Raw genomic sequence first — 24,069 nt, forward strand, 5'->3', positions numbered from 1 at the left:
CCCCATCGACCGCGCGTCGCCGCAAACGCAGGCGGCCCGACTCGCGAATATGCAGGTGATGGACACCGTCATCGTGCTCTTCACCAGGGACCTGCGCGTCCACGACCACCCGGCCCTCGCGGCCGCCTGCGCGCGGGCCCGCCAGGTGCTGCCGCTGTTCGTGCTCGACCCCGCGGTGCCCGCGGGGCGGCGCGGGCCCTTCCTGCTCGACTGCCTGGAGGACCTGCGCGCCTCTCTCCGGGCCCGCGGCGGCGACCTGCTGGTACGGCGGGGCGACGTGGTCGAGGAGACCATGCGCCTGGCCTCCGAGACCTCCGCGACGGCCGTCTACGCCAGCGCCGACGTCAGCTCACTGGCCAGGAGACGCCAGGAGCGCCTCGGGGCCGAGCGGATCGAGTTCCGCCGCTTCCCCGGCCTGACGGTCATCCCGCCCGACCTGCTGCGTCCCGCCGGAGGCGGCGACCACTACCGCGTGTTCACGCCCTACTGGCGAGCGTGGTCCTTCACGCCCCGCCGTCGGATGGAGGAGCCTCCACCCGTCGTCGCCACCCCGCGCGGCCTGGAGCCGGGCGTCATCCCGCCGCACGAGCCGTACGGCACGCGGGGTGGAGAGAGCGCGGCCAGGGAGCGGATGAGCGCCTGGATGCGGCTCTGCCTGGACGGCTACGCCGAAGGCCACGACGACCTGGCGGGCGACCGTACCTCCAGGCTCAGCCCCTACCTGCGGTTCGGCTGCCTGTCGCCGCTGGAGCTGGCGGGCTGCGGCAACGACGACTACGTCAGGCAGCTGTGCTGGCGCGACTTCTACTACCAGGTCGCCTTCGCCTTCCCCGAACTCAACCGGCGCGACTACCGGCCGAGGGAGATCGCCTGGCGCGAGGACGAGGATGCCGCGCAGGCCTGGCGCGAGGGCATGACGGGGCTGCCGATCGTCGACGCGGGCATGCGCCAGCTCATGGCCGAGGGCTGGATGCACAACAGGGCCCGGATGATCACGGCGTCCTACCTGGTCAAGCAGTTGCGCGTGGACTGGCGCGTGGGCGCCGCCCACTTCTTCGAGCGGCTGCTCGACGGCGACGTGGCCAACAACAGCGGCAACTGGCAGTGGATCGCCGGCACGGGCAACGACACCAAGCCCTACAGGTCGTTCAACCCGCTGCGGCAGGCGAGACGCTTCGACCCGGACGGCGAGTACGTCCGCCGGTACGTTCCCGAGCTGGCGGGGCTACCCGGCGGGCTCGTGCACGAGCCCTGGCGGCTGCCCACACCGGTACGGGGCTATCCCACGCCGCTTACCAGGCAGTGAGAAGGACCCCTCCGGAGGAAGGGGTCCCGAAGCCGTCGGCTCACACGCCCGTCGGCTCAGACGCCGGCGGCGAGGCGGGCCTTGACCTCACGCACGGAAGGGTTGGTCACCGCGGTGCCGTCGGGGAAGAGCACCGTGGGCACGGTCTGGTTGCCGTTGTTGACGCTCATCACGAACTCCGCGGCCGCGGGGTTCCGCTCGATGTCGACCTCGTCGTAGGAGATGCCCTCGCGAGTGAGCTGGCTCTTGAGCCGCTTGCAGGGGCCGCACCAGGTGGTGGAGTAGACAGTGAGCGCCATAGGGGAATCCTTCCGGGTTCAGAGGAGGGCCGGTTGGTGCAACAACCGGCCCCGCTCCGGTAATCCCGCCGTCAGGAGAGCTGCTCCTGGATCCAGCTCTGCACCCGATCGGCCACCCCGAGCTGGCGATACAGCGGCGCGCTGTGCGAGATGCCGGGTTCGGTGAAGACCGTCATCTTCACCCCGACCTGGCCCAGCATGTCCTTCAGCAGCAGGCTCTGCGTGACGGGCACGAACTCGTCGTCGGAGTGCACCGTCAGCATCGGCGCGTCCCTCTTGCTGGCGTGCCACGGCACTTCCATGCTCGCCCACACGCGCGAGCACTTGCCCTTGGGCTCGCACCCGCCGGCCAGCTTGATCGCGGCGTCGCGCAGCTTGACGCGGTTGGGGTCGGTGGAGGCCGCCCCGTCGGTGTAGGCGCGAAGCGGCGAGATCACGGGCGAGACGCCCACGACGCCCTTGAGCCCCGGCAGCGTGCCGTCGCCGTACGTGCCGACGGCGGCGGCGATGTGGCCGCCCGCCGAGAAGCCGACGACGACGTAGTTGGTGGGGTCGAAGTTCCAGCGGTCGGCGTGCCTGCGGGCGGTGGCGATGGCGTCGAAGGCGTCGGTGCGCTGCGCGGGCCAGGCCGCCTCGCCTGACAGGCGGTAGTTGAGGTTGAAGACCGTGTAGCCGAGCTCGACATAGCTGCGGGTGACCTCGGTCATGTACTTCTTGTCGCCGCTGGACCACCAGCCGCCGTGGATGAGGAAGACGGCGGGGTGCTTGCTGTAGTCGGGCGTCCACCAGACGTCCATGGCCTGGCTGCGACTGGGGCCGTAGGAGATGGTCTCCATCGCGGTGTTGCCCAGCGCGTCGCCGTAGGAGGGTGCCGGGTCCTTGGACGCGAGCGCCGTACCCGGAACTAACGAGACGGCAGCGAGAACACCCGCAATTACCGCAGCTCGCACGGGCCTTCCTTTCCCCCCATGTTTCGGTCGGGCCCCATTGTGGGGGAATGACCTACTTTTCGCATCTCGGCGATGATGAAACAGGTGTCGGCGGCATGTTGCCAGAATGGACCTGCCCCCCGCCACCTGCTGCGAGGATGTTGATGTGATGACTGGCGATGACGTTCTGGACGGGCTCGACCCGGAGCAGCGCGCGGTGGCCGAGGCCGTGCGCGGCCCGGTCTGCGTGCTGGCGGGCGCGGGCACGGGCAAGACCAGAGCGATCACCCATCGCATCGCCCACGCCGTCCGCACGGGCGTGGTCGACGCCCAGGGCGTGCTCGCCGTGACCTTCACCACACGCGCGGCGGGAGAGCTGCGGCAGCGGCTGCGCGCTCTCGGCACGCCCGGCGTGCAGGCGCGCACCTTCCACGCCGCCGCCCTGCGCCAGCTGACCTACTTCTGGCCCAAGGTGATCGGCGGGTCGGCGCCCTCGGTGATCGAGTCGAAGCTGCCGCTGCTGATCGAGGCGTGCCGGCTGATCAGGAAGAACCCTGACAGGTCCGAGCTGCGCGACATCGCCGCCGAGATCGAGTGGGCCAAGGTCACCCAGATCGGTCACGAGGACTACATCGCCGCCGCCGCCAAGGCCCACCGCGCGCCGCCCGTGCCCGCCGAGGAGGTCGCCCGCCTCTACGAGGCCTACGAGCAGCTGCGCCGCGAGCGTCACCTGGTCGACTTCGAGACGATCCTCGAGCTGACCGCCGCCGTGATGACCGAGCATCCCGACGTGGCCACGCAGATCCGCCAGCAGTACCGCTACTTCGTCGTGGACGAGTACCAGGACGTCAACCCGCTGCAGAAGCTGCTGCTCGACACCTGGCTCGGCGGGCGCGACGACCTGTGCGTGGTCGGCGACCCCAACCAGACGATCTACTCCTTCACCGGCGCCACGCCCCGCTATCTCACCGGCTTCTCCGTCGAGTACCCGAACGCCTCGGTGATCAAGCTGGTCCGCGACTACCGCTCCACCCCTCAGGTCGTCAGCCTGGCCAACCTCGTGATCGCCAAGGGCAGGAGCCCACACCGCCTCGAACTCCTCGCCCAGCGCCCCGAGGGCCCCGCGCCCGTCTTCGCCGAGTACGACGACGAGCCCGCCGAGGCCACGGGGGTCGCCCGTGCGATCAGGAAGTTGATGGACAAGGGCGTCGCCCCTCGTGAGATCGCCGTCCTGTTCAGGGTCAACGCCCAGTCCGAGGCCTACGAGGAGGCCCTCGCCAAGGCCGAGATCCCCTACCTGGTGCGCGGCGCCGACCGCTTCTTCGAGCGTCCGGAGGTACGGCGCGCGGTCGTCCTGCTGCGCGGCGCGGCCCGCTCCGCCTCGGGCGAACCGCTGGCGCAGGAGGTGCACAACGTCCTCGGCGGCATCGGCCTCACCCCCGTCCCTCCGGGCGGCGGCAAGGCCCGCGAGACGTGGGAGTCGCTCAAGGCGCTGGGTGACCTCGCCGAGGACATGGCGATCGAGGGAGCCGACCTGCCCGCGTTCGTGGCGGAGCTGGAGCGCCGCGCCAGCGAGCAGCACGCCCCTCCTGTCGAGGGCGTCACGCTCGCCTCGCTCCACGCCGCCAAGGGCCTGGAGTGGGACGCCGTCTTCCTCGTCGGACTCACCGACGGCATGATGCCGATCATCTACGCCGAGACGCCCGAGCAGATCGAGGAGGAGCGCCGCCTGCTCTACGTCGGCGTCACCCGCGCGAGGGAGCACCTGGGCCTCTCGTGGGCGCTGGCGCGCGCGGCCGGCGGACGCAAGGGCCGCCGCCCTTCCCGCTTCCTCGACGGACTCACGGGCCGCCCGGCCAGGTCGATCTCCTCACCCTCGGCACAGAGCGCGTCCTCGCGCAGGCCGGTCGCCACCCCCGTCCACTGCAGGGTGTGCGGCAAGACGCTGGCCGCGGCGGCGGAGCAGAAGCTGGGCCGCTGCTCCACCTGCCCCGCCGACTACGACGAGGCGCTGCTGGAGGCGCTGAAGGTCTGGAGGACCGCCACGGCGAAGGAGGCGAAGGTGCCGCCTTACGTGGTGTTCACGGACGTCACGCTGCAGGCGATCGCCGAGCGCGCGCCGCAGAGCGAGCAGGAGCTGCTGTCGATCGCGGGCATCGGCAAGGTCAAACTCGACCGCTACGGCTCCGCCGTCCTCGCCCTCTGCCGCGCCACCTGACGCCCTTCTCCGGTCTCCTCGCTGGCAGGTTGTCTCCTCCTTTGTCGGGCTTTGTCGGGCGAGCCTCCTCCCTTCCGGCAAACCTCCGCTTCTCGTCCGGCGGGCCTCTTTCCCTTCCGGCGAGCCTCCTCGTTCCCGTCGGGCGTACCTCCTCTCCTGTACGGCAAGCCGGTCTGGCGCCTCCGCAGTCACCGGGTTCCGCCCACCGAAGGCGCCCGCCCAGCAGGACTCCGGTCCCCGGCGTCACGCCCCCCGCACCACCGACAGCCCACTCCCGCGGCCCCGAGCACCCTTCACCTCTCCCCATCACCCCCATCCACCGCCCCCACCACCCCACCCAGCGGCTCGCCACCCCACTCCAGCGCCCGCCACCGGGCCAAGGACCCACCACCCGGGCCAACCCGACCCTGCATCCACTCGCCCTCGGTAACCCGCGTTCTCGGCTGTGCCGGCAACCCCCGTCACCACCATCCGCACGCCCCGAAGCGGAAGCGCCGCCCCGGTGCTGGTTCGGGCACGGGGCCCGTCACACTAGGTTTGGATGGCTTTCGCCGTAGAAGGAGACCCCACCGTGAACGAAGCGCTCAAGGAGCTGCTCGACCTGCTCGACCTGGAGCAGATCGAGCTCGACATCTTCCGCGGGCGCAGCCCCGAAGAGCGCATCCAACGGGTGTTCGGCGGTCAGGTCGCCGCCCAGGCGCTCGTCGCCGCGGGCCGTACCGTGCCAGAGGGACGTGACGTGCACTCCCTGCACGCCTACTTCATCCGCCCAGGAGACCCGACCATCCCGATCGTCTACAACGTCGAGCGGGTCAGGGACGGACGCTCCTTCACCACCCGCAGGGTGGTCGCCGTGCAGCACGGCAAGGCGATATTCACGATGTCGGCCTCCTTCCACATCTTCGAGGAGGGCGTCCACCACCAGGGCCGCGGTCATGCCGCAGGTGGCGGCCCCCGAGACGCTGCCGACCTTCCAGTCGCGGATGCTCGAGCTGGTGGGCGACGACTCCGACTGGAAGGACTGGCTCTCGCGCCCCCGCCCGGTCGACGCCCGTTACGTCTCCCCTCTGACGTGGGAGGCCTACAAGGACCCGTCGCTGCGCACGGCCGAGAACAACGTCTGGTTCCGCTACGACGCCGAGCTGCCCGACGACCGTCTCCTCCACGTCGTGCTGGCCGCCTACGCCTCCGACTACACCCTCGTGGACACCGTGCTCCTCGCCCACGGACTCGCGTGGGGCGCCTCGAACGTCACCGGTGCCTCGCTCGACCATGCCATGTGGTTCCACCGCCCCTTCAGGGCCGACGACTGGTTGCTCTATGCTCAGGAGTCGCCCTGGTCGGGGGGCGCGCGCGGTCTGGCCCGCGGGCAGATGTTCACCCCGTCGGGTGAGCTGGCGGTGTCCGTGGTTCAGGAGTGCATGATCCGCGTGGCGAAGTCATAAAACTGCAGGTAGAAAATATGTTGCCCCTTCCCGGCTTCCCGGTTTAGGGTCATGGTCAAGCAAGTCGGACGGTCCTGTCCGACGATCTCAGGATGGAGGTGAGCCCAGTGAGGAACCTGATGGAAATGTCGGCCACGCAGTGGCTCGCTTCCGCATGCCGTAACTCGGTCAGGCTCGTCGATGGGCCGGCCAAGGTTCGGCAGGAGAAGTCTGCCCGCAGCCTGCTCGCCGCGCGTACTCGCGTCGGCTTGCACGCAGGCTTCGGAGCAGCCGCTGCCCAGGGCGCCCCCGTCTATGTCGCGGGCGTCGACGTGCCGACCCAGCAGATCACCAAGGGTGGACTGCGCGGTCCGCAACCCTGGAGGGATGAACCGGTCATAACCTGACCGGCACAATCAGCCTCCAGGCCGCGGATCCGCAGACAGGATCCGCGGCCTTCTTGTTTGTCCGTGATCCCCCAGACACCCACGAGGTATCAAGAACAAGATCAACCAGAAGGAGAAGCAGATGGGGGCCAAGACGATCATGGACCTGATCGACGAAGCCGAAATCCCCTGTCGTACCGATCCCGACCTGTGGTTCGCCGAGTCGCCCGAGGACGTCGAGTTCGCCAAGACGCTCTGTGGTGGCTGCCCGATCCAGAAGGCCTGCCTGGCCCGCGCGCTCGAGCGCGAGGAGCCGTGGGGCGTCTGGGGTGGCGAACTGATCCTCAGGGGGACCGTCGTTCCCCGTAAGAGGCCTCGCGGGCGTCCCCGCAAGCACCCGGTCGCTGCCTGACCCTCACACCCACCGCACGGACAGAAAGACGAGTAAGCACATGAACTTCAGCACTGGTAGGAGCTTCGAAATGCCGTTTATGCACCAAGAACTGGTTAACGACCGAATACAAACCTTCCATCGGGAGGCGGAGGAGTACCGCCTGGTGTCCCGTCTGAGGCGCGTACAGCGCGCCCGGCGCGACGTCCAGCGCGCCAACGACCGGCTCCGCCGGGCGCTCCTCTCCCAGGGATAGGTCCTGAGATCCTGCCGCCGGCGGAGGATCTCACGGTCTGACCTTCGATAGAACGGCCGGGTGCACCACGCACCCGGCCGTTTCTCATGTCCTGGATGCGCGCTCGAGATCATTTCCCTTTGACCTGGGAGAGGAGGTCAGCAACCCAAGATCCCCCCGCGGACGCGGCGCTTGTCCCGCAACCGGTGGAGGTCGCCGCGCAGATCGGGTTGCCCGCCATCCTGGCGCACCGGCGTGGCCACGATGTGGAGATGATCGCCGGCCGTGGTTCACCTGCTGTTGCGGGGGAGGGTGGTGGCGGGGACCGGCACGGTGGACAGGCCAGGGGTGGGCCGGAAGGCGCGGGCCTGGGCGGCGGCGCGGCGGGCGGCGGCGCGGGAATCGGCCAGGCCCGCGGAGCGCCAGACCTCCCATTGGCTGTGGGAGGGCCCGCCGATGGCGTCGGAGGCTATCAGGCCGCTGATGCGGCTGATGTCGGAGGAGGCGACGAGGTCGAGGCCGACGCGCTGGAGGATGGCCACGGACATGCGGGCGCCGAGCACGCCCGCGCCGTCGGGGGCGCGGGTGGGCAGGGGGCAGTGGAAGACCTCGGTGGTGCCGTGGTCCGGGCGGCCGATGCTCTCGGCGGCGATCCAGCTGAGCTCCTGGGAGATCGCGGTGGCCTCGGCGCGCAGCCACCCCAGTTCCTCCAGATCGGCGGGCGAGATCCACACGCGACCGTAGATATCGGCGAAGTGCGGGCTGCGGGCCAGGCCGGCGAAGCCGGGATCGGACCAGATGGACAGGCAGTCGTTCCAGCCCAGGTCGACCGCGGCTCGGAAGTGCTCGATCCCGCCCGGCACGTCCCCGAGCCTGCCGTGGAGGTCGGCGAGCATCGCGTGGATCATCGCGAGCCCCCAGCGCGGCCCCCGCCGCCACGCCTCCGGCAGCAGCGCCGTCAACGCCTGCCGCCCCCGCGCCATGTCCCCGTAGACGATCGGCTTGCAGGCCGCGTACAACTCGTCGAACCCGACTTCCATCCCCGCCTCACATCCACCTGAGCACCACGATGACGGATCTTGAATAGCACATGCCCCGCCCGCCACGACAGCCGAGAAACCGGAGGCAAGCAGTGGGCTCCGGCACGGCAAGCGTCTCTCCGGGCCGTGATGCGATCTCGACGTTCACTCACCGGGCGCTTCCCGGCTGGATGCAGAGGTGGAACACGTGCTGTTCATCCGTCCGACGTCGCCGCCGTGAAGGCGCGCCAGGCCTGTCGGAACCTCGACGGGACGGAAGAGGTGAGCACCTCACTGTTCGTCATCGCCAAGGAGGACGGGCAGTGGCGCCTGACCGCCAGATCCACACGCACCTGGGCCTTCGCACCCGCACGACCGCGGACGCGACGAAGCGGCGGCGGGTGGCAGGCCGAGAACGTCGCGCACGCTGAACGGCGGGCCTGAGCGGGTCCGGGAGGAGCTGCTCAGGCACCCGCGCGAGGAGAGGATCGACCTGGAGGTACTGGCCGTTGATCGACGGCTGCCTCGCCGAGACCGGCCTCGCGATCACTCGCCACACCCCGACCCCACACCGCGAGCCTCAGGAAGCGTCGCGGTACAGGTCCCGCCTTTCGGGCAACCGCTCGAGGCCGGCCGACAGGTAGGTGGCGACGGCGCCGACGTTGGAGCTCGGCGTGCCCACGTCCACGCTGGACGAACCCAGCTCCTGGAGTGCGCGCGCCGCGGCGATCGTGATCGCTTTGCCGTAACCGTGACGGCGGTGTGCCCGGTGCACCCCCATCGGCTCGATCAGCCCGGGCTTGCCTTCACCCGCCGACCACACCGTCACCGCCGCCACGGCCTCGCCCTGCTCGTCGCGGGCGAGCAGGCACCGCGCGTTGACGTACGGCGCACCTGCCGCCATCGCGTGCCAGCGCTCCTCGCTGAACGTCGAGCCGTCGAACGACGCCCGCAGGGCCGCGGCCCACTCGTGCGCCTGTTCCGGCCCGATCACCTCGACGTGAACGCCGGGATCCGGCACAGGCGCGCCGAGGTCACGGCGAAGCAGTGTCCACGGCTCGCCACTCTCCCAGCCGTCCTTGAACAACAGGTCCTGGACCAGCGCACCCATCGGCGCCTCGACGGACACCTTGCCCTCGAGGAACACACCACGCTCAGGCGCCGACACGTCCTCGGCCACCTGCTGCGCCACCTCCTCGTCCCGGAACGCCTCCGGCGCGAACGCCAACCGCAGCAACTCCGCGCCATCCAGGAGCCCGACCGCCAGAACCTCGCCGGCCCGACTCCAGGTCCGCGTGGCCTGCGCCGTCCGCTCCGCGCCGAACTGCCAGAACCACCCCACGTCCCCCGGATGCAACTGCACGGGCGCTCCGTCGTACTGCCACTCGCTCAACGCCCGCACGACGTCGCCGAGCCCGTCGGCCTCCGGCCTGCCCATCTTGATCGCCACCCCCTGATCACACACCACCCCACCGACCCTCCGCACCCGGTTTTCCCGCCGGAAGTCGGTGTCGGCGTCGCCGTGATCACGCATGCGCTCTGCCGCTGACCTGCCCGGACGCGTTCGGTTGCGGGTGGTGACACGTGCCTGAACGGCACCCCCTACTTGTGGTGCACGATCTGGATCAGGTTTCCGCAGGTGTCGTCCAGGACCGCGGTGGTGACCGGGCCCATCTCCAGCGGCTCCTGGGTGAAGCGGACCCCGAGCCCGCGCAGCCGGTCGAACTCCGCGACCACGTCCTCCACGGCGAAGGAGGTGGCCGGGATGCCGTCCTCGACCAGCGCCTCCTTGTACGGCTTGACCGCGGGATGGCCGGAGGGCTCCAGCAGCAGTTCGGTCCCGTCGGGGTCTTCCGGTGAGACCACGGTGACCCAACGGTCCTCGCCCAGCGGGACATCGTTCTTCTTCACGAAGCCGAGCACCTCGGTGTAGAAGCGCAGGGCCTTGTCCTGGTCATCGACGAAGACGCTCGACAGGTGGATCTTCATGGTGCCTCCTGTGTGTCGCGCTTGAGCCATCGGGTGATGATGCGCTCAAGGGGTTCGGTGTTCAGATCGTGGAACTTGTAGCGGCCCTGGCGCCGCGAACGGACCAGGTCCGCGGATTCCAGCACAGCCAGATGCTGACTGATCGCCTGGCGGGACAGTCCAAGACCGTGCTTGGTCACCAGCCGCGCGCAAATCTCGAACAGGGTCTGGCCGTCCCGTTCCACCAGCTCATCGAGGATGCGCCGACGGGTGGGGTCGGCCAGGGCCTTGAAGACGTCCTCCGCCATGGCTCTCACTATAGGCAAGTGGTGACTTGCCTATCAAGAGGCAAGTGGTGACTTCCCTGTCGCGTCGAGCAGACCTCGCACGATCCGAACCGGCCTGGAGGAGGCTCTTCAGGCGCGGAGGCGTCGGAACGGGCGTGAGGGTGGAGGGGGCGTGACGCAAGAACACTCGTTGGCTCCAGGCGGCCGGACCGTCAAGGGCTTTCGTTGACATCAAGCTGACTTGAGGTTGCACAGTACGGCCATGAAGAGTTTCGAGATCGGCGTGGTCCTGCCCGGGATCGCCGTCCAGCGCAGGGACGGCATCGACCTGCGAGCCGCGGCCCTGCACGCGGAGAACGCCGGGCTGGACGGCGTCTGGCACGGCGACCACCTGGCCGTCGGCGGGCCGACGCTGGACGCGCCGATCGCGCTGGCCATCGCCGCCGCGGCCACCACCCGCATCAGGATCGGCACCAGTGTGTTCGTCCCCGCGATCCGTCCCGTCGTCTGGGCGGCCAAGCAGATCGCGACCCTGCAGTACGTATCCGGCGGCCGCCTCGTGCTCGGCGTGGGCTCGGGCGGCGGGCCCGCGCAGTGGGCCGCAGCGGGGGTGCCCTACGGCGAGCGGGGCCGCCGCACCGACACGGCCCTGGAGTTGCTTCCCCACCTGCTCGTGGGCGAGGCGACGCGGCTGCGAGACGAAGAGGGGGAGCCGGCTGTCGAACTGGCGCCTGCCGTGGCGGTGCCGCCGGTGTGGGTCGGCAACGCCTCCGGCGCGGCGATCCGGCGGGCGGCGCGGCTGGGCGACGGCTGGTTCCCCTCCCTGATCTCGCCCAGTGAGGTCGCCGAGGGCGGAAAGCATCTCGCCGACCTGGCCGCCCACCACGGACGGCCCGCTCCGGTCATCGCGATCGGCGGCGCCGCCGCTCTGGGGAACGGGCATGGGGTGCCGTCGAGGGCGCAGATCGCGGAAGGGATCAGCGGCTCGTACGGTCGCCCGCTGGAGGACGTCATCGAGATCCCCCTCACCGGCCAGCCGAAGCAGGTCGCCGAGAGGCTGGCCGTCTATCGCGAGGCCGGAGCCGAACACGCGATCATCGGCATCTCGGGCGGCGACTGGCGGTCCCAGGTCGACCTGCTGGCAGAGGCCCGAAGCCTGCTGCGCTGACCGTGTGGCCCGCTGCGACGTGCTCATCGACGGGGCTCGCACGCCTGCTGCGCTGACCGTGTGGCCCGCTGCGACGTGCTCATCGACGGGGCTCGCACGCCTGTCGCGTTGGCTGTGGGGCCCGGTTGCGGCGTGCTGACTGAGGGGGCTCGCACGCCTGTCGCGCTGACCGGTGGTCCCGGCCACGACGCGCTCACCGAGGGCTCGCACGGCTACGGGGGAGAGCCGGTGTTCAGGCCGGCAGGGTCGCCGCGACCGCCGTCAGAGCGGCGTGGGCGTCGACGATGGGTTCGCCGTGGCCGACGCAGGCGAGCCGCGCGTCCACCTCGGCGAGTCGGCGGAAGGAGCGGAGCATCTGCGCGCGGTCGAGGTTGAAGACCCCGGGCATGACCTGTCCGTCGATGTGCGCGACCGTGTCCCCGGTGAACAGCACGCCGGGTCGCGGCAGGTGAAGCGCGATGCTGCCGTCGGTGTGGCCGGGCGTGTGGATCACCCGCGCGCCGCCGCCGAAGTCGATCACATCTCCGTCCTCCAACTCCCGGTCCACCCGGCAGGGGGGCGCGGCGGGCAGGAGGTGGGCGCCGAGGTCACGGTGCAGAGCCCGCTCCTCGTCGGTGAAGTTCGGTGGAGGAGCGGGCGTGTCGCCGCGGATCACCGGTGTCTCCAGCCGGTGGGCCAGCACGGTGACGTCTCCCCACCGGCTGATCTCGGCGGCCCCGCCACTGTGGTCCTCATGGAAGTGCGTGAGCACGACGTGCCCGACGTCGCTCTTGCTGAAGCCCAGCTCCTCGATCGCAGCCGCGATGTCCTTGCCGGAGGTGGCGATGCCGGTGTCGACGAGGGTGAGCTTGCCTGCGTCGTTCCAGAGGTACGCCTGGCCGAACTCCAGCAGTAGCAGGTGCAGCTCCGGACGAATTGCCACGATCTTCATTCGGTTCCCCTTCGGTGAGAGACCAGCAAACCCGCAGTCGGCCGGTGGCGTCCAACAACGATCCACGTCAGATTGACAACCAGCGGTTTCCAATCGAGGCTCGGAGCGTGGAGGCGGACATCGAGGGCCTGCGCGCCTTCTTCGTCACCGCGGAGGAGCTGCACTTCGGGCGGGCCGGCGCGAGGCTGTTCATCAGCCAGCAGGCGCTGTCGAAGCGGATCCGCCGGCTGGAGGAGGCGTTGGGGGTGCCGCTGTTCGAGCGGACCACCCGCGCCGTGGAGCTGACGGAGGCGGGACGGCGGTTGCTGCCTCACGCACATGAGGCGGTGTCCGCGTTCGACCGGGCGGTGCAGGCGGTGCGCTCCGCGGACGAGCCGTTGCGGGTGGACGTCTACGACGAGCGGTTCACACCGCTGCGGATGGTGCGCCAGGTGAGCGAGCGCGACTCTCGCGTACAGATCGAGCTGAGCATGCGACAGGGGCTGTCCGTGGCGCTGCCGGCCCTGCGACGGCAGGAGATCGACGCCGCGTTCGGACGGGTACACGACACGCCGGCCCCATGGCCCACCGAGCTGGTGCACAGACTCGTGCATCTGGAGCAGCTGCACGCGTTCGTACCCGAAGATCATCACCTGGCGGACAGAAGCGTGCTGCGGCCGTCCGACCTGCGCGAGGCAGGCATCGCGATGCCCGACCCGGCGGGCGCGACGGAATGGCGAGGCTACCTGATGCGGCTGGCCGAGCGGTTCGGCGTGCCGTTGCGATTCAACGCTCCGGCCATCGGCCAGCGGCATCTCGTGGAGCAGTTCCTGGCGGAGAAGGCAGCGGTGGGGCTGGGCGAGATGAGCATCGACGCGACCGGGAGCGGCCTTGTCCGCATCCCGATCGTCGAGCCGACGCCGCTGCTGCCGTGGTCGCTCGTCTGGCACCGGCGCAATCCCCGGCCACTGCTGCGGGTGCTGCTGCGGCACCTGCGGTCACGCGCGCTTCCTGACCGGTCCGATCCTGCGGTATGGGTGCCCGAGATCGACCGGACCCCCCTGGTGCCCTGATCACCACGGCGTGGCGGAGACTGGTTCACTTCCACAGCCGGTGCGCGGTGTCAGACGATCGAGGTGCGAGCCCCAGAGCGAGCAGCGGGCCAGGCGCTGAACGAAACGGCACGAAGGCGAGGGGAGAGGCGATCAGCCGACGGGGGCAGGCTCGTCGTCGGAGAAGCCGGGGACCCAGCGGATCACCTCGTCGCGAAAGCGGGCCGTCGTGCCGAGCTGGCACAGCACCCCCACCCCCGCCGCATGCACCCGGTGGATCAGCACGTAGGACACCGGCAGGTTGAGCTGCCGCACCACGTTCGTCGGGCGCAGGTCGGTGGCGCTCGCCGCCTGCGCCTGCAGCCACTCGCGGCTGAAGGTGAACTCCTCGACCGCCGTCGGCTCCACATACGGTGCCAGGAAGCCCCGCAGCGCCTCGCCGTCGATCTCGATGTGCTCCTGGATGAAGCCCTCGTCGCGCAGGCCGTCCACCACGGCGTCCATGTCGCCCTGGTTGAAGATGCGAGTGAGCTGCCCGAACACCTTCGGGTAGCCCTCGGGCATCCGGTTGACCGCGCCGAAGTCGAGCACGCCGAGCCGTCCGTCGGGCAGCATGCGGAAGTTGCCCGGGTGGGGGTCGGCGTGGAGCATGGCCACGCGGGCGGGCGAGCAGAACAGGAAGCGCACGAACAGCAGCCCCGCGCTGTCGCGCTCCTCCTTGGTGCCGTCGGTGATGATGCGGGAGAGGGGCGTGCCGTCCATCCACTCGGTGACCAGCACCTGCTCGTTGGCGGCGATGACGTCGGGGACGAAGAAGTCGGGGTCGTCCTTGAACTCCATGGCGAAGGCGTGCTGCGCCTCGGCCTCGCGCAGGTAGTCGAGCTCCTCGGCGATGCGCTCGCGCAGCTCGGCCAGGACGGCCTTGATGTCGAGCCCTGGCAGCAGCGCGCCGAAGAGCTTGCCGAGGCGGGCCAGCTGGGCGAAGTCGCCGAGCAGCGCCTTGCCCGCGCCCGGGTACTGGATCTTGACGGCGACGGCCCTGCCGTCGTGCCAGACAGCCTTGTGGACCTGTCCGATGGAGGCGGCGGCGGTCGGCTGGTCGTCGAAGGAGTCGAAGTGGTCGCGCCAGTCGTCGCCCAGCTGCTCGGCCAGCACCCGATGGACCGTGGCGGCGGGCAGCGGGGGAGCGGAGTCCTGCAGTTTGGTGAGCGTCGCCCGGTAGGGGCCCACGATCTCGGGAGGCAGCGCCGCCTCGAAGATGGACAGCGCCTGGCCGAGCTTCATCGCCCCGCCCTTGAGCTCACCGAGCACCTTGAAGATCTGCTCGGCGGTGCGCTGCTGGACCTCCTGGGCGACCAGCTCGGCCGACTTGCCGCCGATGCGCTTGCCGATGCCCATGACAGTGCGGCCGGCGAACCCGAGTGGAAGGGTCGCCAGCTTGGCGGAGCGCGTGACGGCGCGGCGCGGAAGATCACTCACCATGACGCGCGGCGTCTCTGCTGAGACGCCGCTTCCCCCCTTCGTGGTCCGGACCTTACGGGGCCCTACGGGCTTTGCGTTGGCCCGTCAACTGCAAGAACCCGGCCTGACCATTGTTAGCGCACTGAACTCTTTGCGCCAGCAACGACATTGCGGATGCATGGTCCAGGATCGACGTTTCCAGTGCCAATCAGGCATAACGTCCATTGTGTCGTTGGTCACAGCGCTCTCCTGGCCGTCGATGTGAGCAAGCGCATGGCCGGTCGCTGCGGCGGCGACGAGCGTCGCCAGCGCCGAGCCGCAGGCGATCTCACCCACGGGAAATCCGCCGAGGTGGGCGGTGACGATCGGCCAGGCGGGGTCGCGATCTCGCCTGGCCAGGTCGAGGCAGTGCAGGCAGGCGGTCTCGCCGGGACGCACCAGGGGGCCGACGGAGCCGTGCCCCTCGAAGGCGGTGACCAGGAGGTGCGGAATCCGCATGGTGACCAGCTCGGAGACCAGGATCGCGTCGAGCGGGCCGACGGGGGCGAGGATGACGAGGTCGGGCCGCTGGGAGCCGTCACACAGGTGGGGCGCGCCGGCCACCGCCTCGACCGAAGGGCCGCCGTCGACGGCCGGCCACGCCTCCCGCCGCCTGGCGGAAGCCGCACCGGAGGCACGCCCGGAGGCACGCCCGGAGGCACGCCCGGAGGCACGTTCGGAAGCGCGGTCGGAGGCACGTTCGGAAGCGCGGTCGGAGGCACGTTCGGAGGCACGCCCGGAAGCACGGTCGGAGGCCGCGCCCGCGCCACGGCCGGACGCTCGGCCGGACGGGCGTGGGGCCGGGTCGCCGGAGACCTCGGAGCAACCGCCGGAACGGTCGCCGGAAGCGGAGAGCCCGGAGCCGCCCGCCGTGATCCTGCGGGCCACCGCGACCGCGCCCTCCTCCCGAGGCGCCCCCAGCTCCGCCCACCCCAGCCCTCCGGGAACCAGATCCTCCGCCCTCGCCGGAGCCGGATCGACCACCCGCACCTGGCCCACCCCGGACGCCGCCAGCAGCGCCACCACCTGGGCGCCCACCCGCCCGGCCCCGTAGACGCGCACCCGAGCCTCCCGCCTGCGGCGCATCGTCTCGAGGCCGCCCCCAGGAATGGTCGACGCCAGGTCGAGCGCGTCGAGTTCCGGCCGCAGCCGGTCGCGTTCGGCGAGCGACAGCCTGGCCAGCGTCGCGGGACGAACCGCCGCGTCGTCGAGCACGCCCCGGGCCGTGAGCGTGTCGAGCAACGACCTGGCGCCCTCCTCGGACAGCCCCGCCCCCGACGCCTCCCTCATGACCTGGGCGATCTCCCTGGTGCCGTCGAGGCGGTCGATCCACTGCCGCACGGACGGCGCGAGCTCGCTCACCAGGACCGCCCTGCGAGGGTGGACGCCGAACTGGAGCGTGCGCTCGTCACGGAGGATCCTGCGCAGCGCGGGTTTCACACGTGGCCTCATGGCGCGCCAGGTTTCCACGCGCGCGGCGATCGGGAGGGCTTTCGCTCGGGGCTGTGGATAACTCGGACGCGGCGGCGGGGGCGGCTGTGGATACTCTCTCGACCATGAACGAGCTCATGGTCGACAGGCAGGACGACGGCGTCGTCCTGCTCACCCTCAACCGCCCCGACCGCCGCAACTCCATGACCGACGGCATGACCGCCCAGTGGGCAGAAACGATCAGGGAGCTGGCGTCGGACCGGCAGGCGCGCTGCCTGGTCGTCACCGGCGCGGGCACGGCCTTCTCCTCGGGCGGCGACCTGTCCTGGCTGGCCGACAGGGGAGAGGAGGAGGTCCCCGCCCTGCGCGACCGCATGCTCGCCTTCTACCGCACCTGGCTGTCGATCACCGAGCTGGAGATCCCCACCATCGCCGCCGTCAACGGCCCCGCCGTCGGCGCGGGCCCTGTGCGTGGCGCTCGCCTGCGACCTCGTCTACGCCGCCGACGACGCGAAACTCCTGGCGCCCTTCACCTCGCTCGGACTGCACCCAGGGATGGCCGCCACCTATCTGCTGCCGAGCAGAGGCGGGATCAACCTCGCCAGGGAGTTGCTCCTCACCGGCAGAACGATCAGGGGAGAGGAAGCCGCGAGAGAAGGGCTCATCAACCGCTCGTACGCGCGAGAGGAGCTCCTGGAGAAAACTCTGGAGATCGCCGGAAGCGTCGCGGCGAACGCGCCCATCGCGACGCGGCTGACCAAAATCGCGCTCAAGAGTGCACACAATGACCTTGAAGAAGCGCTCAAATGGGAGTCGCTGGCCCAGCCGGTGACGATGACCTCGAAGGACATGCTTGAGGGCCTCACCGCGCATCGGGAAAGGCGAGTGCCCAAATTCACCGGCTCTTAATCATGCTGACCAGCGAAAACAGGGGCTCACCCCCTGTGGAATTCCGTCAGTGTCGGCTAACGTGCATATGTGCCCCCCGAGAGAGTCGAGGTTCGTCGAAGTTCTCGTCGCCGGCGTACGGTCTCCGCGTACCGCGACGGCGACAAGACGATCGTGCTCCTGCCCGCCTGGCTGAGCGGCGAGGACGCGGATGAATGGGTGAGCCGGATGCTCGACCGGCTGGCCGCCAAGGAACAACGCCGGCGCCCCACCGACGAAGGCCTGCTGGAACGGGCCAACGAACTGTCGGCGAAATACCTGTACGGCAAGGCTCAGCCGATCAGTGTCCGCTGGGTCGACAACCAGCAGCACAGATGGGGGTCATGCACCCCCGACAGCGGCACGATCAGAATCTCGACCCGCCTCAAGGGGCTCCCCGAGTGGGTCATCAACTACGTCATCATTCACGAGCTCGTGCACCTGCTGGTGCCCAGTCACGGCCCTGATTTCTGGGCTCTGGTCGAACAGTATCCCAAGGCGGAGCGGGCGCGCGGCTACCTTGAAGGATTCTCTGCCGCGGCCAGCAACCCTCCGGAGGAGTGTTGACCCGGGTTGTCGCGGTTCTGGTACGGCAAAGCATGGCGAATGCCGCGCCAGGAGATCCACGCGAGTTCCTCGAAGCCATAGTCGAGGACACCTATGAGATGGTCGCGGGCCTCGAACTCGTCACGCCCGTCCTCGCCACCAGCGTTCCCGATTTGGATCATCTCTTGTGGCCGGGCACGGACATTATCGCGATTAAAGAGCACACGCCGCTGAAGGACATCTTTGCCGCCATTAATGCCGACCAGGCCGCGATAGTGAGCGGCGACGCGCCCGACCTGCCGCCCCTGCTGATCGGAAAGCTCTTCCGCGAACTCGGCAGGGCCGAGCTGACGGTCTGTCCCTCGGAGGACGGCGGCGCCGTCGCCATGGCGGCGAAGCTGCCCTTCCCCGGCTGGGCCGACCCCGATCTCGACGCCCAGGACCCGGTGAAGGAGCTGCGGGCGCAGGCCCCTGGCCGCCGCATGGTGGCCACCACGCCGGGCTGGCACAGGGTGCGCACCTCCGCCGACCTCGACCGCCTCGACCCCGGCCTGGAGGGCTGGGAGAACACCAGGGCCGTGCTGGGCGCTACGGCACGGTGAGGCTGGCGAAGACCGCGCGGTGATCGGTGCCCGGCACGGTGTGCACGCTGACCTCGCGCACCCCCACCCGCGAGTCGACCAGCACGTGGTCGATCGTGATGATCGGCGGAATCCTCTTGTTGGCCGGCCACGTCGGGACCAGCCCCTGGCCGACCTCGTCCGCCGCGTCCTTGTAGCCGCGCCCGAGCAACTCGCGCATCGCCGCGTGGTCGAGGCTGGCGTTGAAGTCGCCCGCCAGCACACGCACGGGATCGGCCGAGGCCGAGGGCAGCGCGCGCAGCGCGGCGTTCCAGTCGTGGACAAGGGGGCCGAGCGGCGGATAGGGATGCACGTTCACGATCTGCACGGGTCTGCCGCCCGGCAGCGCGAGGAGCCCCACCGGCATGTGATGGCCGCGCTGCGGCACCACGTTGTCCAGCCGGGTCAGCGGATACCTGGCGTACAGGCCGCTGCCGCCCGCGCTGTACTCGTCCTCCAGCACCCTGTGGGGCATTAGGTCCTTCAGCCCCGCCGCGTCGAGGCGCCCGACGGCGTCGGGGGTGAGCTCCTGCGTCGACAGCACGTCAGGGTCGAACCGCCTGACCAGCTCCATGATCGCGCCGGTGTCCGCCCTGCCGAACAGCAGGTTGATGGTGAGCACCTTGAGCGGCCTGCCCGTGGCGGTGTCCGCCGTACCGAAGGCTCGGGGGAGCACGCTGAACCCCAGGGCGGCGCTCGTGACCAGGGCCACCGCGGCGGCAGGGCGGTTGCGCGCCGCCATGGCGACCACGAGCGAGACCAGGGAGCCGGCGGCGGCGTACGGCGTGGCCGTCATGAGCTGCGTGGTGAGCGACCCGCGCTCGAGCCCGCCGATCCTGGCCGCCGCCCACACGGCGAACGGGGAGACCGCCATCCAGGCGAGCGCCTTCACAGGGAACCTGCGGCGAGCGGGCGTCACGATGGTGCCACCGACAGTCTCCACATATCCCTCCTGCGAAGGGACTCTAGCCAAGCGAGCGTGAGCCCGAGGTGAGAACCTCGCGGCCCCTGCGGGCCAGCAGCCTGGTGGCCTCGTCCGACAGCTCAGGGATCTCCTCGACGGGGAACCAGCGCAGGTCGAGCGACTCGTCGCTCATGACGGCCTCCGCGCCGGCGGGCGCGACGGCCGCGTACTCCACGTCGAGATGCCAGCTGTGCGGGGGATGGCACCAGACCTTGTGCCTGTCGAGCGCGAGCGGCCCTGGCAGCAGCCTGAGGCCGGAGATCCCCGACTCCTCGGTGGCCTCGCGCAGGGCGACGTCGGCCAGCGAGCCGTCGGACCGCTCGCAGTGGCCGCCCATCGGCAGCCACATGCCCGCCTTCGGGTGCAGCGTCAGCAGCACCTGGGCGCCGTCGTGCGAGAGCACGGCGGTGGTGGCCGTGAGGTGACCGGGCGCGCACGAGCGCAGCATGGCGTCGGGATGGGTGCGCAGGTGCTGAAGGAACTCTTCACGCAGCGCCTCCTCCTCCGCGGTTGGCGCCGTCCATCCGGCCAGGACGGCGACCGCGTCGCGGTGAAGGGTCAATCCTCGCCGTCCTCGAGCTTGGAGATGTCCCACGCCGTGTCGCCCTTGACGAAGGTGTCGGGGGCGTCGAGGTCGTCGGCCGTCGGCATGAGGTCGGGGTGACCCCAGACCGCGTCGCGCCCGTCGATGCCGCGATCGGCCACGAGCGCCTGCCACAGCACGGCGGCCTCACGCAGCCGCCTGGGCCTCAGCTCCAGGCCGACCAGCGTGCCGAAGGTCGTCTCCGCGGGACCGCCGGTCGCCCGGCGGCGCCGTACGGTCTCGGCCAGAGCGCCCGCCGACGGCAGCTTGCCCTCGGCGGCGGCGTCGACCACGGTGCCGACCCAGCCCTCGACCAGCGCGAGCATGGTCTCGAGGCGAGCCAGGGCGGACTTCTGCCGCTCGGTCTCCTCGGGCTTGAGCAGGCCGCCGCCGCTCAGCGCCTCCTGGAGCGCCTCGGGATTGCTGATGTCGAGGCCACGGATCTGCTCCTCCAGGGCGGAGGTGTCGACCGTGATGCCCTTGGCGTACTCCTCGACCGCGCCGAGCAGGTGCCCGCGCAGCCATGGGACGTGCTGGAACAGCCGGTGGTGGGCCGCCTCGCGCAGCGCCAGGTAGAGCCTGATCTCGTCGGCGGGCAGCTCGAGGCCCTCGCTGAAGGAGGCCACGCCGCCGGGCAGGAGCGCCGCGGTGTCGGACAGCGGCAGGCCGATGTCGGTGGTGCCGACCACCTCGCGGGCGAGCGAGCCGAGGGCCTGGCCGATCTGCTGGCCGACCATCATCCCGCCCATCTGCTTCATCATGCCCATGAGCGGGCCGAGCTGGGCGGCCATCTGCTGCGCCTCGGGCGGCAGGCTGCCGCCGCCGAGAGCGCCGCCCATGGTCTCGACCATGCGCTCGGCGATCGGCTCGCACAGCTTGCGCCAGACGGGGACCGTGTTCTCGATCCACTCGGAACGGCTCCACGCCCGCGGGTTCGACACCCCACTGGGCAGCGCGGTCGCCTCGTTGAGCCAGAGGTCGGCGAGCTGGAGCGCGTCGACGATCTGGCGGCGTTCGCCCTCCATCACGCTGGGATCGCCCTCGGCGACCACCGCGTGGCGGGCGATGTTCTTGGCCATGTCCCAGTTGACAGGGCCTGAGCCCTGCGGCGCCGACAGCATGTCGGCGAACTGCCGCATCGCCTGAGCCATCTGCTCAGGATTGCCGAACATGGCGAACGGGTTGTCGTTGGGGTCGTTTTCGCGACCTGGCAGGTCAGTCACCGCTCTACCTCGTGCAGGATGGAGGAGTCCACATCCGCCACGTTAGTCGTCCTACGGCGGATCAGTGCAAAGTGAGGACCTGGTGCCTACCTCGAAACGCCCGCGCCAACCAGTCGTCGCCGTCACCGGCGCGTCCTCAGGCATCGGCCGCGAGCTCGTCGCGAAGCTCGCCACCAACGCGGATTTCCGCAGGGTGGTGGCCATCGACGAGCAGCGCGGCGACGTCCAGGACGTCACCTGGAGAGTGATCGACGTACGGGATCCGCTCTTGGCGAACCGCATCTCCGACATCGACGTCCTGGTCCATCTCGCCGGTGACTACGCGCTCGACTCCGACCCCGGCGAGCGGCGCGCCTACAACCTGCGCGCCGCGCAGACGGTCCTGACCGCCAGCGCCGCCGCGCGCGTGCGGCGTGTCGTGCTGGTCACCAGCGCCATGGTGTACGGCGCCGCGCCCGAGAACGACGTCCCGCTCCCGGAGGACTCCGCGGTCGCCGCCGAGCCCGACACCGGCGTGGTGGGCGACTACCTGGAGATCGAGGCGCTGGTCCGCAGGGCTGCCCGCAGCCACCCGGGGCTCGAGGTCACCGTCGTACGGCCCGCCGCGATCGTCGGCCCCGGCATCGACACGGTCATCACCAGGCACTTCGAGTCGCCGCGGCTGCTGACGGTGAAGGGCTGCACGCCGCGCTGGCAGTTCTGCCATGTCGACGACCTGCTCTCGGCGCTGGAGCTGGCGGCCAGGGGAGTGGTCACCGGCGTGGTGGCGGTCGGCTCCGAGGGCTGGCTCGAGCAGGAGCAGGTGGAGGAGCTGTCCGGGATACGCGGTTTCGAGCTGCCCGCCGGTCTCACGTTCGGTACGGCGCAGCGACTCCACAGGCTCGGCATCACCCCCGCCCCCGCGACGGACCTCCACTACGTCGTCTACCCGTGGGTGGTCGACTGCGCGAACCTGCGCGAGGCGGGATGGAAGCCCGCGTGGAGCAACGAGGCGGCCCTCGAGCAGCTGCTCGAGCTGCGCGAGAACAGGACGACCGTGGTCGGCAGGCGGCTGCCGGTCAAGGAGGCCACGCTCACCGCGGCCGGCGCGACGGTCGCCGTCATCGGCACCGCCGCGATCGTCAGGCAGGTACGCAAGAAGCGTAGGCTTTGACCGTGATTCGGTTGCTGGACATTCGCGACACGCCGCTCTCCGTCGAGGAGGTGCTCGCCGCGGTGGGCTCCCACGCGGCGGGCGGCACCACCCTGTTCGTCGGCACCGTCCGCGAGCAGGATCACGGCAAGGCCGTGACGAAGCTGTCCTACTCCGCCCACCCGAGCGCGATCGACGAGCTGCGGCGCGTGGCGGAGAAGGTCGCGGCCGACTTCCCCGTGACGGCGCTCGCCGCCGTTCACAGGGTCGGTGACCTGGAGCTCGGCGACATCGCGGTGATCGTCGCGGTCGCCTGCCCGCACAGGGGAGAGGCCTTCGAGGCCTCCCGCAGGCTGATCGACGATCTCAAGTCCCAGGTTCCGATCTGGAAACACCAGGTGTTCGCCGACGGGTCGACCGAGTGGGTCGGCGCCTGCGAATAAGCTCAGCACATGTCACGACGTGCACTCACCCTGTTGGTCGCGGGCTTCCTGGTGCTCGCGCTGGGCATCACAGGAGCGGTGATCAACGTGCCGTACGTCGTGCTGCGGCCCGGTCCCACCGAGAACACGATCGGCGAGGTCGACAAGAAGCCGGTCATCTCGATCGACGGGCGGAAGACCTACCCCACGAGTGGCATGCTCAGCCTGGTCACCGTCTCCTACCAGGGCGGCCCCGCCGCCAGGCCCGACCTGCTGACCGCCCTGCGCGGCTGGGTCGACCCGACCTCGGCGGTCGTGCCCGAAGACTCGATCTTCCCTCGCACCCAGACCGCCGAAGAGGTCGAGCAGGAGAACACCGCGGAGATGACCAACTCCCAGGACAACGCGACGGCCGCGGCCCTGACCGAGATGAAGATCCACTACACGATGGTGCCCACGGTCCTGTCGGTGGAGAAGTCCGCCCCCGCGTCGGGCAAGCTCAAGCCCGCTGACGAGATCCGCGCCGTCGACGGCAGCGCCGTCAGCACCGTCGAGGAGGTCTCGGCCGCCGTCAAGGCGCGCAAGCCGGGCGACGAGATCGCCTTCTCCGTCTCGAGGAACGGCCAGGAGGAGTCGGTCACCGTCAAGGCGGCCGCCTCCAAGCAGGGCACCGCGATGGTCGGCATCGTCATGCAGGCCAAGTACAAGTTCCCCTTCAAGGTCACCATCAACGTCGGCGACGTCGGCGGCCCGAGCGCGGGCATGATGTTCGCCCTCGGCATCATCGACAAGCTCACGCCCGGCCAGATCACCGGCGGCAAGGCGATCGCGGGCACCGGCACCATCACCCCCGAGGGCAAGGTCGGGGCGATCGGCGGCATCGCGCAGAAGATGGTCGGGGCCAGGGACGCCGGCGCCACCGTCTTCCTCACCCCCGCCGACAACTGCGCCGAGGCGATGAAGGCGGCCCCCGACGGTCTCCGCCTGGTGAAGGCCGACACGCTCCACGGAGCGGTCCAGGCGCTCGACGCGATCAGGACGGGCAAGGGAGAGGTGCCTGCCTGCACGGCCGGGTGAACTTTCCCCGCTCCCCATTCGTTAGCCGTACCGGCATCCTTCGTCAGCCGAG

Annotated in this window: 24 protein-coding genes and 2 pseudogenes; 14 read left to right on the forward strand and 12 right to left on the reverse strand. The window is 70.2% G+C overall.

The window, feature by feature from the left end; genetic code table 11:
• Positions 1-58: 58 nt before the first annotated feature.
• Positions 59-1,306 carry a cryptochrome/photolyase family protein gene (locus tag FHR33_RS32165; RefSeq protein ID WP_183655710.1) on the forward strand — a complete coding sequence of 416 codons (1,248 nt, stop codon included), beginning with the start codon at positions 59-61 and terminating at the stop codon, positions 1,304-1,306.
• A 56-nt stretch (positions 1,307-1,362) separates the two neighbouring features.
• Here FHR33_RS32165 and FHR33_RS32170 read toward each other — a convergent pair whose 3' ends face one another.
• Together FHR33_RS32170 and FHR33_RS32175 are read right to left on the reverse strand one after the other, a co-directional pair.
• Positions 1,363-1,605 (reverse strand): mycoredoxin, encoded by a 243-nt coding sequence (locus tag FHR33_RS32170; protein ID WP_183655713.1) that lies wholly within the window; start codon positions 1,603-1,605, stop codon positions 1,363-1,365.
• Between the two features lie 71 nt (positions 1,606-1,676).
• A complete protein-coding gene (locus tag FHR33_RS32175) occupies positions 1,677-2,441 on the reverse strand; it encodes an alpha/beta hydrolase (RefSeq protein ID WP_183655716.1) in 765 nt (254 codons plus the stop codon).
• Positions 2,442-2,703: 262 nt separating this feature from the next.
• On the opposite strand from FHR33_RS32175, the gene FHR33_RS32180 reads away from it, so the two are divergent.
• From FHR33_RS32180 to FHR33_RS32195, 4 genes and pseudogenes are all read left to right on the forward strand, one after another.
• Positions 2,704-4,752 carry an ATP-dependent DNA helicase UvrD2 gene (locus FHR33_RS32180; RefSeq protein ID WP_183655717.1) on the forward strand — a complete coding sequence of 683 codons (2,049 nt, stop codon included), beginning with the start codon at positions 2,704-2,706 and terminating at the stop codon, positions 4,750-4,752.
• 541 nt (positions 4,753-5,293) lie between these two features.
• Positions 5,294-6,197, forward strand: a pseudogene (locus FHR33_RS32185) (acyl-CoA thioesterase).
• Between the two features lie 107 nt (positions 6,198-6,304).
• Positions 6,305-6,583 carry a hypothetical protein gene (locus FHR33_RS32190; protein ID WP_183655719.1) on the forward strand — a complete coding sequence of 93 codons (279 nt, stop codon included), beginning with the start codon at positions 6,305-6,307 and terminating at the stop codon, positions 6,581-6,583.
• Between the two features lie 121 nt (positions 6,584-6,704).
• Positions 6,705-6,974, forward strand: coding sequence for a WhiB family transcriptional regulator (locus FHR33_RS32195; protein WP_183655721.1), 270 nt, complete (start codon positions 6,705-6,707; stop codon positions 6,972-6,974).
• Positions 6,975-7,478: 504 nt separating this feature from the next.
• On the opposite strand, the gene FHR33_RS32200 is transcribed toward FHR33_RS32195, so the two are convergent.
• From FHR33_RS32200 to FHR33_RS32215, 4 genes are all read right to left on the reverse strand, one after another.
• Positions 7,479-8,228 carry a hypothetical protein gene (locus tag FHR33_RS32200; protein ID WP_183655723.1) on the reverse strand — a complete coding sequence of 250 codons (750 nt, stop codon included), beginning with the start codon at positions 8,226-8,228 and terminating at the stop codon, positions 7,479-7,481.
• A gap of 559 nt (positions 8,229-8,787) precedes the next feature.
• Positions 8,788-9,657 (reverse strand): GNAT family N-acetyltransferase, encoded by an 870-nt coding sequence (locus FHR33_RS32205; protein WP_312895814.1) that lies wholly within the window; start codon positions 9,655-9,657, stop codon positions 8,788-8,790.
• A gap of 152 nt (positions 9,658-9,809) precedes the next feature.
• On the reverse strand, positions 9,810-10,196 hold the full coding sequence (locus FHR33_RS32210) for a VOC family protein (RefSeq protein ID WP_183655727.1): 387 nt from the start codon (positions 10,194-10,196) through the stop codon (positions 9,810-9,812).
• Complete coding sequence (locus FHR33_RS32215; RefSeq protein WP_183655729.1) at positions 10,193-10,483, reverse strand: ArsR/SmtB family transcription factor; 291 nt, start codon at positions 10,481-10,483, stop codon at positions 10,193-10,195. The genes FHR33_RS32210 and FHR33_RS32215 overlap by 4 nt, the downstream gene beginning before the upstream one ends.
• 241 nt (positions 10,484-10,724) lie before the next feature.
• Here FHR33_RS32215 and FHR33_RS32220 point away from each other — a divergent pair, with 241 nt between their 5' ends.
• On the forward strand, positions 10,725-11,630 hold the full coding sequence (locus FHR33_RS32220; protein ID WP_183655732.1) for an LLM class flavin-dependent oxidoreductase: 906 nt from the start codon (positions 10,725-10,727) through the stop codon (positions 11,628-11,630).
• A gap of 232 nt (positions 11,631-11,862) precedes the next feature.
• On the opposite strand, the gene FHR33_RS32225 is transcribed toward FHR33_RS32220, so the two are convergent.
• Positions 11,863-12,561 carry an MBL fold metallo-hydrolase gene (locus FHR33_RS32225; RefSeq protein WP_183655735.1) on the reverse strand — a complete coding sequence of 233 codons (699 nt, stop codon included), beginning with the start codon at positions 12,559-12,561 and terminating at the stop codon, positions 11,863-11,865.
• A gap of 107 nt (positions 12,562-12,668) precedes the next feature.
• Between FHR33_RS32225 and FHR33_RS32230 the strand changes: the two genes are divergently transcribed.
• Positions 12,669-13,613, forward strand: a complete 945-nt coding sequence (locus tag FHR33_RS32230; protein ID WP_183655739.1) for a LysR family transcriptional regulator — start codon at positions 12,669-12,671, stop codon at positions 13,611-13,613.
• A 132-nt stretch (positions 13,614-13,745) separates the two neighbouring features.
• Here the strand turns inward: FHR33_RS32230 and FHR33_RS32235 are convergent, their stop codons facing one another.
• Positions 13,746-15,074 carry an ABC1 kinase family protein gene (locus FHR33_RS32235; RefSeq protein WP_221241343.1) on the reverse strand — a complete coding sequence of 443 codons (1,329 nt, stop codon included), beginning with the start codon at positions 15,072-15,074 and terminating at the stop codon, positions 13,746-13,748.
• Positions 15,075-15,158: 84 nt separating this feature from the next.
• Positions 15,159-16,544 (reverse strand): thiamine biosynthesis protein ThiF, encoded by a 1,386-nt coding sequence (locus FHR33_RS32240; protein ID WP_183655742.1) that lies wholly within the window; start codon positions 16,542-16,544, stop codon positions 15,159-15,161.
• Between the two features lie 182 nt (positions 16,545-16,726).
• On the opposite strand from FHR33_RS32240, the pseudogene FHR33_RS52025 reads away from it, so the two are divergent.
• From FHR33_RS52025 to FHR33_RS32255, 4 genes and pseudogenes are all read left to right on the forward strand, one after another.
• Positions 16,727-16,927: pseudogene (locus tag FHR33_RS52025) on the forward strand (enoyl-CoA hydratase/isomerase family protein); the annotation flags it as partial.
• Positions 16,928-16,994: 67 nt separating this feature from the next.
• Positions 16,995-17,432: an enoyl-CoA hydratase/isomerase family protein gene (locus FHR33_RS52030; protein ID WP_312895815.1), complete on the forward strand. Its 438-nt coding sequence runs from the start codon at positions 16,995-16,997 to the stop codon at positions 17,430-17,432.
• Between the two features lie 153 nt (positions 17,433-17,585).
• The gene (locus tag FHR33_RS32250; RefSeq protein WP_312895816.1) at positions 17,586-18,017 is read left to right on the forward strand and encodes a M48 metallopeptidase family protein; all 432 of its coding nucleotides are present in this window, start codon (positions 17,586-17,588) and stop codon (positions 18,015-18,017) included.
• Positions 18,014-18,598: a glycosyltransferase family protein gene (locus FHR33_RS32255; protein ID WP_183655748.1), complete on the forward strand. Its 585-nt coding sequence runs from the start codon at positions 18,014-18,016 to the stop codon at positions 18,596-18,598. The genes FHR33_RS32250 and FHR33_RS32255 overlap by 4 nt, the downstream gene beginning before the upstream one ends.
• Here the strand turns inward: FHR33_RS32255 and FHR33_RS32260 are convergent.
• The 3 genes from FHR33_RS32260 to FHR33_RS32270 are packed head-to-tail and all read right to left on the reverse strand — an operon-like array spanning position 18,585 to position 21,386.
• Positions 18,585-19,559, reverse strand: a complete 975-nt coding sequence (locus tag FHR33_RS32260; protein ID WP_312895817.1) for an endonuclease/exonuclease/phosphatase family protein — start codon at positions 19,557-19,559, stop codon at positions 18,585-18,587. The genes FHR33_RS32255 and FHR33_RS32260 overlap by 14 nt on opposite strands.
• Before the next feature lie 22 nt (positions 19,560-19,581).
• Positions 19,582-20,142 (reverse strand): NUDIX hydrolase, encoded by a 561-nt coding sequence (locus FHR33_RS32265; RefSeq protein ID WP_183655751.1) that lies wholly within the window; start codon positions 20,140-20,142, stop codon positions 19,582-19,584.
• On the reverse strand, positions 20,139-21,386 hold the full coding sequence (locus FHR33_RS32270) for a zinc-dependent metalloprotease (protein ID WP_312895818.1): 1,248 nt from the start codon (positions 21,384-21,386) through the stop codon (positions 20,139-20,141). Before FHR33_RS32270 ends, FHR33_RS32265 begins: the two co-directional genes overlap by 4 nt.
• A gap of 79 nt (positions 21,387-21,465) precedes the next feature.
• On the opposite strand from FHR33_RS32270, the gene FHR33_RS32275 reads away from it, so the two are divergent.
• Genes FHR33_RS32275 through FHR33_RS32285 form a run of 3 tightly spaced genes read left to right on the forward strand, consistent with a single transcriptional unit; the run spans position 21,466 to position 24,017 of the window.
• Positions 21,466-22,539 (forward strand): NAD-dependent epimerase/dehydratase family protein, encoded by a 1,074-nt coding sequence (locus FHR33_RS32275; RefSeq protein WP_183660427.1) that lies wholly within the window; start codon positions 21,466-21,468, stop codon positions 22,537-22,539.
• A complete protein-coding gene (locus FHR33_RS32280) occupies positions 22,536-22,961 on the forward strand; it encodes a molybdenum cofactor biosynthesis protein MoaE (protein WP_183655754.1) in 426 nt (141 codons plus the stop codon). The genes FHR33_RS32275 and FHR33_RS32280 overlap by 4 nt, the downstream gene beginning before the upstream one ends.
• Before the next feature lie 9 nt (positions 22,962-22,970).
• Positions 22,971-24,017, forward strand: coding sequence for a YlbL family protein (locus FHR33_RS32285; RefSeq protein ID WP_183655758.1), 1,047 nt, complete (start codon positions 22,971-22,973; stop codon positions 24,015-24,017).
• Positions 24,018-24,069: the final 52 nt, after the last annotated feature.

It is taken from the genome of Nonomuraea dietziae (assembly GCF_014195505.1).
GTDB lineage: Bacteria > Actinomycetota > Actinomycetes > Streptosporangiales > Streptosporangiaceae > Nonomuraea > Nonomuraea roseola.

Excerpts from the sequence above, each read along its gene's own strand:
- FHR33_RS32170 (WP_183655713.1), bottom strand. The coding sequence starts at position 1,605 with ATGGCGCTCACTGTCTACTCCACCACCTGGTGCGGCCCCTGCAAGCGG.
- FHR33_RS32225 (WP_183655735.1), bottom strand. The coding sequence starts at position 12,561 with ATGAAGATCGTGGCAATTCGTCCGGAGCTGCACCTGCTACTGCTGGAG.
- FHR33_RS32240 (WP_183655742.1), bottom strand. The coding sequence starts at position 16,544 with ATGAGGCCACGTGTGAAACCCGCGCTGCGCAGGATCCTCCGTGACGAG.
- FHR33_RS32165 (WP_183655710.1), top strand. The coding sequence starts at position 59 with ATGGACACCGTCATCGTGCTCTTCACCAGGGACCTGCGCGTCCACGAC.
- FHR33_RS32220 (WP_183655732.1), top strand. The coding sequence starts at position 10,725 with ATGAAGAGTTTCGAGATCGGCGTGGTCCTGCCCGGGATCGCCGTCCAG.
- FHR33_RS32195 (WP_183655721.1), top strand. The coding sequence starts at position 6,705 with ATGGGGGCCAAGACGATCATGGACCTGATCGACGAAGCCGAAATCCCC.
- FHR33_RS32235 (WP_221241343.1), bottom strand. The coding sequence starts at position 15,074 with ATGGTGAGTGATCTTCCGCGCCGCGCCGTCACGCGCTCCGCCAAGCTG.
- FHR33_RS32175 (WP_183655716.1), bottom strand. The coding sequence starts at position 2,441 with ATGGAGACCATCTCCTACGGCCCCAGTCGCAGCCAGGCCATGGACGTC.
- FHR33_RS32215 (WP_183655729.1), bottom strand. The coding sequence starts at position 10,483 with ATGGCGGAGGACGTCTTCAAGGCCCTGGCCGACCCCACCCGTCGGCGC.
- FHR33_RS32285 (WP_183655758.1), top strand. The coding sequence starts at position 22,971 with ATGTCACGACGTGCACTCACCCTGTTGGTCGCGGGCTTCCTGGTGCTC.
- FHR33_RS32210 (WP_183655727.1), bottom strand. The coding sequence starts at position 10,196 with ATGAAGATCCACCTGTCGAGCGTCTTCGTCGATGACCAGGACAAGGCC.
- FHR33_RS32180 (WP_183655717.1), top strand. The coding sequence starts at position 2,704 with ATGACTGGCGATGACGTTCTGGACGGGCTCGACCCGGAGCAGCGCGCG.
- FHR33_RS32200 (WP_183655723.1), bottom strand. The coding sequence starts at position 8,228 with ATGGAAGTCGGGTTCGACGAGTTGTACGCGGCCTGCAAGCCGATCGTC.